Source organism: Novosphingobium sp. AAP83, assembly GCF_001295795.1.
Classification (GTDB): Bacteria; Pseudomonadota; Alphaproteobacteria; order Sphingomonadales; family Sphingomonadaceae; genus Novosphingobium.
Genome location: NZ_LJHY01000002.1, coordinates 79,915 through 93,171 on the forward strand (window position 1 = coordinate 79,915; position 13,257 = coordinate 93,171).

The window sequence follows — 13,257 nt, forward strand, 5'->3', positions numbered from 1 at the left end:
ACTATCCGGCCTGTCAAATGGGACAATGCCTCAGCCGTTCAAATGATGAAAGCCCCATTAACCATAGATGACCCTACAATGCGCAGCAATATTACGACCGTTCCGGCGATTTACCCACAGCTTGCTATGCCAGTCCTGTTACAAGACACCCCGACGGCAAAAGTTAACGCACCCGATCCTGCCTTGCCAATCAGCCAAGCTCAACCTGCTCAACGTCATAGCCTTTGGCCCGCAACCCGGCGACCAGCCGATCAATTTGTTCGCGGTCGCGCGCCTCGCACTCGATCTCGGCGGTCAGGCCCTTGGCCGGAAGAGAGGTGAAGATGCGCTGGTGCCACACCTCCAGAATGTTGACTTGATGGCGGTTGAATTCCTCCACCACCTTGAACAGCGCACCCGGCCGGTCCTGCAACGTGATGCGCAAACGGCCAAGGCGGCCAGAACGCGCCAGATCGCGCAGCAGCACATTGGCCAGCAACCGCGTATCGATATTGCCGCCGCACAACACCACGCCAACATTGCGCCCCGCAAACAGTTCACGGTGAGACATCATCGCGGCCAACCCCGCCGCGCCCGCGCCTTCAACCACCGTCTTTTCAATCTGCAACAGCAGCGCGACCGCGCTTTCCAGCGCCGCCTCATCCACCAACACAATATCATCAACGATCTGCGCCAGCACTTTCGAGGTGAACTGCCCCGGCTCTTTCACTGCAATGCCTTCAGCCAGCGTATCGCCGCCGCACGCCATATCCAGATGCTTCAGCTTGGCAAACATCGATGGGAACAGTTCTGCCTGCACCCCGATAAGCCCGATATCCGGCTTGATCCCGCGTGCCGCCGTGCCCATGCCCGAAAGTAAGCCACCACCACCGATGGGCACCACCAGCATGTCGATTTCGGGCGCATCTTCCAGCATTTCCAGCGCAACCGTGCCCTGCCCGGCTGCCACGCGCGGATCGTCGAACGGGTGGACAAAGGTCAGCCCCAGTTCGCCTTCCAGCCTGCGGGCATGGGCATAGGCCTCGTCAAAAGTCTCGCCCTCCAGCACCACTTTGCCGCCCACGGCCTCGGTTTGCATGATCTTCACGGTCGGCGTGGTCTTGGGCATCACGATGGTAACCGGCATGCCCAGCCGCGTCCCGTGATAGGAAAGCCCTTGCGCGTGATTGCCTGCCGATGCCGCAATAACCCCGCGATCACGCTGTTCCTGCGTCAATTGGAGCAAAGCGTTCAGCGCCCCACGCTCTTTATAAGCGGCTGTAAATTGGAGGTTTTCAAACTTGAGCCAGATATTCGCGCCCGTAATCGCGCTTAACGTCTTGCTGTGCAGCGTGGGCGTCCGGACCACTTGTCCGGCAATACGCTGCGCCGCATCGCGAACATCGGCGAGTGTCAGCAGGGCATCGTCCTGCACGGCGGGGTTGAGCGCGGCTTTTTCCATGTCCGCGCCCTAACGGAAACAAAGCCCCAAGGGAACCTCAAGCTGATCTCGCCCGCGTGTTAAGGTGGCGCAGGATGCTAACGGGCACCAAGGCGGCGAGAATCGCCACAGAATCGGCCAACCAATCGCGCCAATCCGCCGTGCGATGCAACGCCGGTATCATCTGCACCGCTTCAATCCCTGCTCCCACCAGCGAAAGACCGAACAACAACCGCACTACAGGAAAACGCGGCCATCCGCCGCCTGCCAAAACCGTCAACGTGAAAAACGCCATCATATGGTGAAACTTGTCGCCCAGACTATCTGTCGGCAGTTCCGGCGGCTTGGGCAGCACCGCCATCACCAGCGCAAAAACCAGCACTGGCCAGAATGCCGCTCTGGCATATCGCGAAATCGTTTCGGTCCAGCGTTTCATCGTGCACGCTGATGCAATGGCCTTCATCTGTGCGCAAGGGGGTGGCGCAACAGCCCAAACCCGATATGAAAGTCCCTATGAAAAATCCTGCACCGCTTGCGGCCAAACCTGCCAACATAGCCTTCATTGGCCTTGGTGTAATGGGCGGGGCAATGGCCCGCCATCTCGGCCATGCCGGTCACAACCTCATCATCTACAACCGCACCACAGCCCGGGCAGAGGCATGGCAAGCCGCCAATGCAGATATCACAGTGCGCGTCGCGTCCAGCCCTGCCGATGCTGCGGTTGGCGCAGATGTGGTGATCACTTGCGTCGGCAATGATGATGATCTGGCCGATGTCGTACTCAGCCCGAATGGCGCATTCTCCACGCTGCGTCGGGGCGCATTGTTCATCGACCACACCACCGTTTCGGCGCGGATTGCCCGCCAGATTGCGGTTGAAGGTCGCGACAAGGAACTGCTCTGCGTCGATGCGCCCGTCACCGGCGGGCAATCGGGCGTGGAAAGTGGCACGCTGGGCATCATGTGCGGCGGCAGCGTAAAGGCGGTCGATGCCGCCCGCCCCGTGCTGGAAGCCTATGCCAAACGTGTCGTCCACGTCGGCAAATCCGGTGCCGGACAAACCGCCAAGATGGCCAACCAGATGTGCATTGCCGGGGCCATTGCCGGTCTTTCCGAAGCCATCCGCTTTGCCCAGCTGGCCCACCTCGATCTCGATAAAGTGTTCGAAGCCATCTCGGCGGGGGCTGCGCAATCATGGCAGATGGACAACCGCTTCCATACCATGGCCCGGGACGAGTTCGATTTCGGGTTCGCCGTCGATCTGATGCGCAAGGACCTCGGCCTCGCCATGGACGAGGCGCGCACCATCGGAGCCAGTGTCCCCCTCACCGCACTGGTTGATCAATTCTATGTCGATATCCAGGCCATGGGTTATGGCCGCGAAGATACCAGCGCGCTGATCCGCCGCTTGCCTCGCCGGAGGGGCACGAAATGAACCGCACCCGCCTCGGCATCGCATCCCTGCTGCTCGCTTCGTCATCGCCCGCGCTGGCCGATACCCTCATCGATAATGTGCGCGGCACCACCATCGGCGCAAATGGCGAAGTGGAAACCTTCACCGGCCTGATGTTCGATAATGCCGGCACCATCATCCGCCTAATCCGCGCGGGCGATAAAAAGCCCAAACCGCGCAAGGAATACCAGTACCACGTCGATGGCAAAGGCCGGGTCATGCTGCCGGGCATGATCGATGCCCATGCCCATGTTATGGGTATGGGCCTGGCCGCGCTCAGCCTCGATTTGTCCGAAACAACCTCGCTTGCCCAAGCGCTGGAAAAGATCCGCAGCTTTACGGCTGAAAATCCAAAGCGCCCCTGGATCATCGGGCGCGGCTGGAATCAAGAAACGTGGCAGCTTGGCCGCTTTCCCACTGCTGCCGAACTCGATGCCGTCACCGGAAATCGCCCGGTCTGGCTCGAACGCGTCGATGGCCACGCCGGCTGGGCCAACACCGCCGCGCTCAAGGCCGCCGGCGTCACCGCTGCGGTCAAAGACCCGGCAGGCGGCAAAGTGGAACGCAACGCCGATGGCTCGCCGCAAGGGGTACTCGTCGATTCCGCGATGGAACTGGTCAGCGCCAGCCTTCCAACACCGCGCGCCGAAGATCGCGATTTCGCTTTTGCCACCGCCCAGCAAATCCTGTTCAAACGCGGCGTCACTGCGGTTGCCGATATGGGCACCAGCATCGAAGATTGGCAGGCCTTCCGCCGCGCTGGTGATGCCAACAAACTTTACGTCCGCGTCATGGCCTATGCTGCGGGCAACGAACAGATGACCCTGATCGGCGGCCCCGGCCCCTCGCCTTGGCTCTATGCTGATCGGCTGCGCCTCAATGGCGTAAAGCTCTATCTTGATGGCGCGCTGGGATCGCGCGGTGCTTGGCTCAAAGCACCCTATGCCGATGCCCCTGCCACCAGCGGCCTGCCACAGTTAACCGAAACCCAGCTTGGCAATTTGATGAGCCGTTCGGCAATGGACAATTTCCAGATCGCGATTCACGCCATAGGCGATAAGGGCAATGCCGCCGCCATCGGCGCAATCGAAGACCTCGCAGATACTTATAAAGGCGATCGCCGCTGGCGTATCGAACATGCGCAGATCGTTGATCCCAAAGATTTTGCCCGCTTCGGAAAGCATGGCGTAATCGCCTCGATGCAACCTGTGCATCAAACATCGGATCGCACGATGGCCGAAGCCCGCCTCGGGCCTGACCGATTGGCCGGAGCCTACCCGTGGAAATCCTTGCAGGCAGCAGGTGCCAAACTGGCCTTCGGATCAGACGCGCCGGTGGAACAAGCCGATCCATGGGCAGGTTTTGCCGCCGCCATCACTCGCCAAGGCCCCGATGGCCAGCCCGCAGGCGGCTGGCAGCCACAAGAACGCGTTGATCGCGTCACCGCATTTGCCGCCTACACCAGCAACGCTGCTTATGCAGGCTTTGCCGAAAAGCGCTTCGGACGCCTCGGCCCCGGCTTGCGCGCCGATTTCATTCTGGTCGATACCGATCCGATGACAGCAAGCCCCGAACAAATCCGCGCAACCAAAGTTCTGGAAACATGGGTTGGCGGTGGCCTCGTCTGGTCCGTTGAACCACCGGCCAGCCCATAGGACCGCAACTCCCCACACCCTCGTCATCCCGGGCTTGACCCGGGATCCCGCTGCTTCTTCCGCAACGCCGCAAACCAAAGGCCTCGCCCGTAAGCAGACGGAGTAGGTTTCACGCAGACATGCCGGGACAGGCGGCGAAGCCGCTTTGCCGACGGCACCGGCTCGCTTTGCTCAAGGCTCAATCAAGAAGCGGCCTCACAACCCAAAGCCGCCCCCTCCGCGCCTCCACTTCTACTCCGCGTCTCTGCGTGAACCCCTTTTTACACCGCCACAAAAACGCCCCAATCGACGAAATCAGGGAAGAAGCGGTGCCTCAATCGCGGCTTCTTCCTCGGCCTTGCGCTTGGCATCGGCGTTCTCGGTAAAGCGCATCAGAATCAGCGTGCCTTCAAAAAGCAACAGCAGCGGGATCGCCAACATCAATTGCGAAACCACATCGGGCGGCGTCGCAACAGTCGCCACCGCAAAGATCAGCACAATCGCATAACGCCGCGCCTGCACCAATTGCGCGCGGCTGACGATTCCAGCGCGGTTCAGCAACATCAGCAAAACCGGTAGCAAGAAGCTGATTCCAAATGCCAAGATAAACTGCATCACCAGGCTGAGGTAATCCCCCGTCCCCGGCAAAGCCTCAAGCTGCAAACCGCCCTTGTTGCCTTCAAACCCTAGAAACCACTTAAACGCGGTGGGCATCACCACATAATAGGCAAGGCTTGCGCCCATGGTGAACAGGACCGGCGTGGCCAGAATGAACGGCAAAAACGCCTTCTTCTCGCGCGCATAAAGTCCGGGCGCAACAAACGCCCATAACTGGTTGGCGATCACCGGAAAACTGATGAAGAACGCGGCGAACATCGAAACCTTCAGCTCTACGAAGAACGCCTCGTACAGCTTGGTATAGATCAGCTTGCCCTGCCCCGGCGGGAACGCCACCACCAGCGGATGCGCCAGAATGGCGAAGATATCGTCGGCGAAGTAAAAGCAAATTACAAAGGCGGCCAGCATCGCATAGACACAGCGCAGCAAACGCGTGCGCAGTTCCAGCAAATGGTCCATTAATGGCGCTTGGCTATCGTCAATATCGTCGATCATGGCTGTGCGGTTCCGGACGCGGCTGCCGCCTCGTCATGCTTGGCTTCCGGTGGCATCGGGCCAATCATCACCGGTTCGCCATCGCCCGCAGGCAAAGGGTCATTCTGGTCGCTCGCGTCGTCAACGCTTTGCCCCTGTGCCGCCGCAACTTCCTGCGCTGCCGTTTCGCGCATGATCCGTTCGTTCTGCTCTTTCCACTTGCGCTCCATCTCTTCCATTTCCGCCTCGCGGATCATGGTTTCGATGCCCGAACGGAAGTGGTTGGAAACGCTGCGCATCTTGGCGACCCAACGGCCCGCCGTGCGCAAGGCCATTGGCAAGTCCTTCGGGCCGATCACTACGATCGCCACGATAACCAGCACCAGCAGTTCAGAAGCGCCAATGTCAAACACGGCTATTGGCCCTCAGCAACCTTGCGGGAAAAGCGTTAATTGGCCTGATCGGTTGGCGCGGGCTGCTGCACAGGCGAAGCTGGCGGAACCTGTTGCTGCTGGATCTGGGCAGGCGGCACAATCGGCTTGTTCTCTTCTTCGTGCATGCCCTGCTTGAAGCTTTTAATACCCTTGCCAAAATCGCCCATCATTTCAGAAATGCGGCCACGGCCAAACAAGACCAGAACCACAAGCGCCATCACAATCAGGTGCGGAAGTGAAAGACCACCCATGTCACAAACTCCATTGCGCCCCATCAGGGGCCGCGCGACACCTAGATAGGCACTCCGGTCCGATCTGACCAGCCAAACCATCCAGTTGTTTTCATGCGTCCCCGGCAGGCGGTTCGTTTGCGTCCGTGTCGTCATCCCCGCCTCCCGTCAAGACGGCAAACGCCTCATCAACCGGATCAAGCAACCCCGCCGCCCGCAATTCCTCGATTCCGGGCAAATCCCGCCGCGATTGCAGGCCAAAATGCGTCAGAAAATCGGGCGCCGTGGCATAGATCGTCGGTCGCCCCGGCACCTCGCGCCGCCCGGCAATGCGAATCCAACCCGCCTCCAGCAACACATCCAAAGTGCCCTTCGCAGTTTGCACCCCGCGGATCGCCTCAATCTCGGCGCGGCTCACCGGCTCGTGATAGGCGATGATCGCAAGGGCCTCGGTCGCCGCGCGCGATAGGCGACGCGGCTCTTCCTTCTCGCGCCGCAGCAGGTGCGCAAGGTCGGGTGCGGTCTGGAAGTGCCAACGGCCACCGCGTTCCACCAACTGAACACCGCGCGCCGCATAATCGCCCTGCAACGCCACCAAAATGCCACCTACGTCCGCACCGCCCAAATGCAGCGAAATCTCAGCCACGCTCATCGGTTTTTCGGCTGCAAACAGCGCCGCCTCAACCGCGCGGGTCAGGTCATCGGGAGGGTTCATGCCCGCGCAGCCCGCAACATCAGCGGGCCAAAAGCTGCATCTTGCGCGATCTCCGCCCGCCCCTGCTTGGCCAGTTCCAGCGCCGCCAGAAAGCTTGATGCCAACGCCGATTTGCGCAGCAGCGGATCGGCATCGAGCGGCAAAAACGCCCGCAAATCAGTCCATTCCAACGCAATGCCCAGCATTTTGGAAACGCGGGTAAGCGCCGTATCCAGCGTCATCACCGCCCGCTCACGCACCATGTGCACCACCGGCTGGTTGCGCAGCTTGATCGCGCCATAGGCCTGAATCAGCTGGAAAACATCACACTTCCACAGCGCCTTCTTATCCACGCGCAAGCCCTCGGGTTCCCCGCGCAAAAACACATCGCGGCCCACCCGGTCACGCCCCATCAACCGCGCGCCAGCCTCACGCATCGCGCCCAGCCGTTGCAGCCGCAATTGCAGCTTCAGCGCCAATTCTTCAGGGCTTGGCTGCACCTCGGGATCACGTGGCAGCAATAACAATGACTTAAGATACGCCAGCCACGCCGCCATCACCAGATAGTCCGCCGCCAATTCCAGCTTCAGCGCCTCCGCCCGCTCGATGTAACCGAGATACTGGTCCACCAGATCGAGGATGGAAATCGTCCGCAAATCAACCTTTTGCCGCCGCGCCAATTCCAGCAACAGGTCAAGCGGCCCCTCCCACCCGTCCAGTTCCAGATAGAGCGCGGCATCGCCGGTTTCCCCAGCGCCAATGCCCTCCCACACCGCATCGCCTTCGAACAATGCCGGAGAAGCGGTATCAGCCATCAGGCAAGGTCCAGCAACCGGTCGCGCGCAGCAAACAACGCGCCTTGGGCCGAGATATCTGCCGGACCATCAAACGCCGCCGTACCCGCCAACGCTCGTTCCAGCCGCTCCGCCGTCTTGACCGACATCGGCGAAAGCGCGCTGGCAATCCCCACCATATCGTCCATTTTTGCCCAGCAATTCAGCGCGATATCACATCCCGCAGCCTGTGCCTTGGCAGCGCGTTCAGGCACCGTGCCGCCCAATGCTTGCATATCAAGATCGTCCGTCAGCAACAGCCCGTCAAAGCCGATTGCCTTGCGGATGATCTCTGCGATCACAAAGGCCGAATGCGTGGCGGGATTGGCGGCATCCCAAGCCGTAAACCGCACATGCGCGGTCATCGCAATCGTTGCGTCTCGCAGAGTCCGAAACGGCGCAAGGTCCACCGCCAGTTCCTCGGCAGAAGCAGTAACCGTCGGCAGTTCCTTGTGGCTATCCACCAGCGCACGACCATGCCCCGGCACATGTTTGACCACGCCTGCCACCCCGGCGCGGCCCAACCCGTCCAGCGTTGCCCGGCCCAGCGCCGCCACGCGCATCGGCTCTGTCCCCAGCGCGCGATCACCGATTACGTCATGCGCACCCGGTTGCCGCACATCGAGCAACGGCAGACAATCCACGCTAATCCCGGCCTCTGCAAGATCCAGCCCCAGCGCATGGGCGTTGGCCCGCGTCGCCTCAATCGCGCTGGCGGGCGCGACCTCATACAGCCGGTCAAAGCTCTCGCCCGCAGGGTAAGCCGCCCAGACCGGAGGCTTCATCCGCGCGACGCGTCCGCCTTCCTGATCGATGCAGATGAATGTGTGATCCCGCCCATGCAGCGCGCGCAATTCATCGGTCAGCGCCCGCATCTGCGCGCGGCTCTCCACGTTACGCCCGAACAGGATATATCCCGCAGGGTTGGCATCAAGAAAGAACGCGCGTTCGTCGTCAGTCAGGGTAAGGCCCGAAAGCCCGAAAATCGCTGGAAGCATGTGACCAGAGTCGCGCAAACCCAGCGCTTTCTCAAGGCCGGGTTCACGCTTGGCGGGGGAAAACTTAGGGTCTTAACGCTTAACTTGGCACTTCAGGCCGCCAGCTTGCAGCCGCTGGCACAAGGCATTGGCTGCTGACACATCCCCTGACACAGCTTGCAGCCGGTAAACCGTGCCGATATCGGCCTTGCCCTCAACCACGCGGTGCTGAAGCCCTTGCAGTGCAGCATTGTTGCCAGAAAGCTTGCTCCACGCAGCTTCAGCCGCAGCGTTTGACGAAAACGCACCAATCTGGACACCAACGCCCCCGGAAACCGGAACAGCAGGCTTGTTTGCAGAAGCCGCAGGAACAGCGCTTCCGCTCGTAGCCACGCCAGCGGTGGAACCGGTACCGGCACCCGCGCTTGGCTTAGCCGACGGCGTGACCATGGGTGCCGGAACACCTGATCCTGCCAGATTAGCATTGGGCTTTTCGCCCTCGCTCACCTTGAAGCTCGAATCGCCTGTGCCTTCGAAGGTTTTTCCGCCCGGGTCACTCGGCGCAACTTTGTAAGGCTCTTTGCTCGCCTCGATCAGGCTGCCATCGGCATCGGATGGACCGGCGGTCTTGTTGGTTGCATACCAGATGCCGCCGATCAACGCAGCCAGCGCGATCAAGCCCATCACCGCAAAGCCGATCAACCGGCCAGTGCCGCTTTCTTCTTCATCTGCGTCAACATCATCGGCACTTTCAAGCCACGGCAGGCGATCTTCTTCGCCCAGTGCCAAACGCTCGACGGTTTCTTCAGCCGCACCCAATTCAGCAGAGACGTCGAACGGCTTGCCCAGTCCGATTCCCTGATCGGCCCAAGATTTCTGTTCGTCACCACTCATGCTTGCGCCCCTGCCCGTTAACTATCATGTCAAAGCTCTAGTGCGGCCTCAACTCCCAATAGGGCGAGACCGTTCTTAATCACTTGCCCGATTTGTTCGGCAAGGAAAAGACGTGCGCCGCTTATTACAGAGTCCTGTGCCACAATGAACCGCTTTTCAGGGCGATCATTTCCAAGGTTGTAAAACGAATGGAACGCTGACGCCAAATCATGCAGGAAAAACGCGATACGATGCGGTTCGCGCGCCACTGCGGCTGCTTCAACCGTACGCGGGAACTGCGCGGCCAGTTTGATCAAGGCCAGTTCTTCTTCACCCAAGAGCCCAAGGTTTTCAGATGATGGCACACATCCTTCATCGACACCCTTGCGGATATTGCGGCAAATACGGGCATGGGCATATTGCACGTAGAAAACAGGATTGTCCTTCGATGCCTCCACCACTTTGGCAAAGTCGAAGTCCATCTGCGCATCGGGCTTGCGGGTCAGCATGGTGAAACGCACCACATCCTTGCCCACTTCATGCACCACATCGGCCAGCGTCACAAAGGTGCCGGACCGCTTGGACATTTTGACCGGCTGGCCATCGCGCAGCAATTGCACCATCTGCACCAGCTTAACCTCGAACGGTTTGGCCGTGCCGCCATCGGCGCTGGTCAGCGCCGCAACTGCCGCCTTGATCCGCTTTACCGTTCCTGCATGATCCGCGCCCCAGATATCCACCAAGGCATCAGCATTCTGCGCCTTTTGGAAGTGGTAGGCCAGGTCTGCCCCGAAATAGGTCCACGCCCCGTTCGATTTCTTGATTGGGCGGTCCTGATCATCGCCGAATTTGGTCGATCGGAACAGCGGCAATTCCACCGCTTCCCAATCTTCCAGTGTCTTGCCCTTTGGCGCTTCCAGCACGCCATCATAAACCAGATCATGCTTGCGCAGCCATGCCTCGGCAGCATCGACTTTGCCCGATGCCTGAAGCTCTGCCTCGGATGAAAACAGGTCATGGCGGATACCCAGCGTCGCCAGATCGTCGCGGATCATGTCCATCATCGCCGCCACCGCCTTGGTGCGGAACGTGATCAGCCAGTCACCTTCAGGCGCATCGGCATGTTTCTCGCCAAATTCAGCCGCCAGCGCCTGGCCCACTGGCACCAGATAATCGCCGGGATAAAGCCCTTCAGGGATCGCCCCCACATCACGGCCCAGCGCCTCAAGATACCGGATATGCACCGACCGGGCGAGCACATCGACTTGCGCGCCTGCATCGTTGACATAGTATTCCTTGATGACCTTGTGCCCGCTGTACGCCAACAGATCGGCCAAAGCATCGCCCACAACCGCGCCACGGCAATGCCCCATGTGCATCGGTCCGGTCGGGTTGGCTGAAACGTATTCGACATTGACGACTTTGCCGCCACCCATATCGGAACGCCCGTAATCCGCTCCCGCTTTGGCGATCAGCGCCAATTCTCCGCGCCAAGAATCATCGGTCAGGCGCAAGTTGATAAAGCCTGGCCCTGCAATTTCAGCCGAGACAACGCGCGGCTCTTTCTCTAGCTCAGCCACAAGCAACGCAGCCAGCGCGCGCGGATTGGTTCCCGCAGGCTTGGCCAGCACCATTGCGGCATTGGTGGAAAGATCACCGTGGCTAGGATCGCGCGGCGGTTCACACGTCACCGCGCCCCGATTGAGGCCGCCGGGCAATGTGCCCGCCGCTTCCAGCGCGCCCAGCGCAGCATCGATTACCCGAACAAAGTCGGCATGAAGGTTCATCTGGCCAAAAGTCATGGCCGCGCAGGTAGCGGAACCGGCGCAAAAACGAAAGTGTTACGCGCGGCTTTGTCCCGGTTTAACGGCGGACGTTATACTGCAGTTGTTCATTGTTCAGCTGAAAGCCGACCAGCAGCTCAAAGTTCGCACGCGCCAGCGCAGCCTTCACATCAGGCTGTGACAGCGGGTCAACCGCAGCGTCTTGATCCCCTGCACGGCGTTTGCGCGAAATGCGCTTGGCAATATCTTCGGGCAAGGAAGCTTCGGCGCGATCGATCGATGCGCCCGCCTGCCCCCTTGCCGATGCGCGGTCCTGCCCATCGGCAAACTCGATCACCACCGATCCGATCCGCTTGGCCACCACCACATTGCCGCCACGCACGACCGTCGAGAAATAGGGCAGTTCGATGCGCCGCGCGCCGCGTGTGTCCGTCCGGCTGGCCAGCACATCAAATGTCGCCTGCGAATAGAGCTTTTCGCCCGGCGTGCATGTCGCGCGGACATTCGTCAGCGATGCCACAATGTCGATTGCTGCCGAATCGGTGCGGCCCGGCGCTTTGAACAGCGTCACATCGCCGGTGTAATCTGGCACGCCCACGCGCGGGCAAGGATCGCGCAGGGCCTTCACGCCCACGGCATCATCGACCACCAATTCGCCGCGCCCGCCTCCACAAGCCGAAAGCGCAAGCGCGGCCACGAGCGGAGCGCCCAAAAGGGCGAGACGACGGGCGGATGCGATCATGGGCACTTTCATCCTTGGTAATTTGTTGCTCGTAGCAATAAAGCCACTGTTAAGCCTCCTCTACCCATCACATGCGCTTTCGGCAATGGCAGGCAGGCGCGCTTGCTGCTAAGAGCTACCAGATGAACGATAGCTTGCCAGACGCGACGGCCACTTCGGCCCCCATCCGCCTCCTCATCGCAGCCCCGCGTGGCTTCTGCGCCGGGGTTGATCGTGCGATCGAAATCGTCGAACGCGCGATCAAGCGCTATGGCGCACCGGTCTATGTGCGCCATGAAATCGTGCACAACCGCTTTGTGGTTGATGGTCTCAAAGCCAAGGGCGCTGTTTTCATTGAAGAACTAGACCAGGTGCCCGATGGTGCGCCGGTCGTATTCTCGGCCCATGGCGTGCCCAAAGCGGTGCCAGTTGCCGCCACGGAACGCGGACTGGATTGGCTCGATGCCACTTGCCCGCTCGTCAGCAAAGTCCATCGTCAGGCGGAACGTCAGGTTGAAGCCGGACGTCACATCCTGTTCATTGGCCACATGGGCCACCCGGAAGTTATTGGCACAATGGGACAAGTGCCCGCTGGCGCGATCACGCTGGTAGAAACCGTGGAAGATGTCGCCGAACTGAAATTCACCGATGCCACGCCGCTGGCTTTTCTCACGCAGACCACGCTCTCGGTTGATGATACCGCCGAAATCGTCGAGGCGCTGCGCACCCGCTATCCGCACATGGTCGGGCCAAAGGCCGAAGACATTTGCTATGCCACGTCCAACCGTCAGGAAGCGGTCAAGGCCATTGCCAAGGAATGTCAGCTTTTGCTTGTGATCGGCGCGCCCAACAGCTCCAATTCCCTTCGGCTGGTCGAAGTGGCTGAGCGACTTGGCACGCCTTCACGCCTGATCCAACGCGCCAACGAAATTGACCCGTCGTGGCTGGATGGCGTCACCACGCTGGGCCTCACCGCTGGTGCCTCTGCGCCCGAAGTGCTGGTGCGCGAAGTTGTCGAGCGGATCGGCGAATTGCGCACGGTGACCGAAGAAACGGTGACAACCGCCGAGGAAAAAATGATCTTCAAATTGCCGCGCCAACTGGCCGACTGAT

The 13,257-nt window shown here is 60.5% G+C and carries 14 protein-coding genes; 3 read left to right on the forward strand and 11 right to left on the reverse strand.

Going from position 1 to position 13,257, the window contains the following annotated elements; genetic code table 11:
- Positions 1–190: 190 nt before the first annotated feature.
- A complete protein-coding gene (locus tag IP81_RS01240) occupies positions 191–1,441 on the reverse strand; it encodes a threonine ammonia-lyase (protein WP_054106155.1) in 1,251 nt (416 codons plus the stop codon).
- Between the two features lie 37 nt (positions 1,442–1,478).
- Positions 1,479–1,856: a hypothetical protein gene (locus tag IP81_RS01245; RefSeq protein ID WP_054106256.1), complete on the reverse strand. Its 378-nt coding sequence runs from the start codon at positions 1,854–1,856 to the stop codon at positions 1,479–1,481.
- Between the two features lie 77 nt (positions 1,857–1,933).
- On the opposite strand from IP81_RS01245, the gene IP81_RS01250 reads away from it, so the two are divergent.
- Together IP81_RS01250 and IP81_RS01255 are read left to right on the forward strand one after the other, a co-directional pair.
- Positions 1,934–2,854 (forward strand): NAD(P)-dependent oxidoreductase, encoded by a 921-nt coding sequence (locus IP81_RS01250; protein ID WP_054106257.1) that lies wholly within the window; start codon positions 1,934–1,936, stop codon positions 2,852–2,854.
- Positions 2,851–4,527: an amidohydrolase gene (locus IP81_RS01255; RefSeq protein WP_054106156.1), complete on the forward strand. Its 1,677-nt coding sequence runs from the start codon at positions 2,851–2,853 to the stop codon at positions 4,525–4,527. The genes IP81_RS01250 and IP81_RS01255 overlap by 4 nt, the downstream gene beginning before the upstream one ends.
- A gap of 294 nt (positions 4,528–4,821) precedes the next feature.
- On the opposite strand, the gene tatC is transcribed toward IP81_RS01255, so the two are convergent.
- From tatC to IP81_RS01300, 9 genes are all read right to left on the reverse strand, one after another.
- Positions 4,822–5,619: a twin-arginine translocase subunit TatC gene (tatC, locus tag IP81_RS01260; RefSeq protein ID WP_054106157.1), complete on the reverse strand. Its 798-nt coding sequence runs from the start codon at positions 5,617–5,619 to the stop codon at positions 4,822–4,824.
- Positions 5,616–6,011 carry a Sec-independent protein translocase protein TatB gene (gene tatB, locus IP81_RS01265; RefSeq protein ID WP_054106158.1) on the reverse strand — a complete coding sequence of 132 codons (396 nt, stop codon included), beginning with the start codon at positions 6,009–6,011 and terminating at the stop codon, positions 5,616–5,618. The genes tatC and tatB overlap by 4 nt, the downstream gene beginning before the upstream one ends.
- A 35-nt stretch (positions 6,012–6,046) precedes the next feature.
- Complete coding sequence (locus tag IP81_RS01270) at positions 6,047–6,283, reverse strand: twin-arginine translocase TatA/TatE family subunit (protein ID WP_054106159.1); 237 nt, start codon at positions 6,281–6,283, stop codon at positions 6,047–6,049.
- A gap of 91 nt (positions 6,284–6,374) precedes the next feature.
- On the reverse strand, positions 6,375–6,977 hold the full coding sequence (gene scpB / locus IP81_RS01275) for an SMC-Scp complex subunit ScpB (protein ID WP_054106160.1): 603 nt from the start codon (positions 6,975–6,977) through the stop codon (positions 6,375–6,377).
- Positions 6,974–7,771 carry a ScpA family protein gene (locus IP81_RS01280; RefSeq protein ID WP_054106161.1) on the reverse strand — a complete coding sequence of 266 codons (798 nt, stop codon included), beginning with the start codon at positions 7,769–7,771 and terminating at the stop codon, positions 6,974–6,976. Before IP81_RS01280 ends, scpB begins: the two co-directional genes overlap by 4 nt.
- On the reverse strand, positions 7,771–8,787 hold the full coding sequence (gene nagZ / locus IP81_RS01285) for a beta-N-acetylhexosaminidase (RefSeq protein WP_054106162.1): 1,017 nt from the start codon (positions 8,785–8,787) through the stop codon (positions 7,771–7,773). Before nagZ ends, IP81_RS01280 begins: the two co-directional genes overlap by 1 nt.
- Positions 8,788–8,859: 72 nt before the next feature.
- The gene (locus IP81_RS01290; RefSeq protein ID WP_054106163.1) at positions 8,860–9,660 is read right to left on the reverse strand and encodes an SPOR domain-containing protein; all 801 of its coding nucleotides are present in this window, start codon (positions 9,658–9,660) and stop codon (positions 8,860–8,862) included.
- A 29-nt stretch (positions 9,661–9,689) separates the two neighbouring features.
- Positions 9,690–11,441, reverse strand: coding sequence for an arginine--tRNA ligase (argS, locus tag IP81_RS01295; RefSeq protein WP_369800690.1), 1,752 nt, complete (start codon positions 11,439–11,441; stop codon positions 9,690–9,692).
- A 61-nt stretch (positions 11,442–11,502) separates the two neighbouring features.
- The gene (locus tag IP81_RS01300) at positions 11,503–12,165 is read right to left on the reverse strand and encodes a hypothetical protein (RefSeq protein WP_054106259.1); all 663 of its coding nucleotides are present in this window, start codon (positions 12,163–12,165) and stop codon (positions 11,503–11,505) included.
- Positions 12,166–12,287: 122 nt separating this feature from the next.
- On the opposite strand from IP81_RS01300, the gene ispH reads away from it, so the two are divergent.
- Positions 12,288–13,256 carry a 4-hydroxy-3-methylbut-2-enyl diphosphate reductase gene (gene ispH / locus IP81_RS01305; protein ID WP_054106164.1) on the forward strand — a complete coding sequence of 323 codons (969 nt, stop codon included), beginning with the start codon at positions 12,288–12,290 and terminating at the stop codon, positions 13,254–13,256.
- Position 13,257 lies beyond the last annotated feature (1 nt).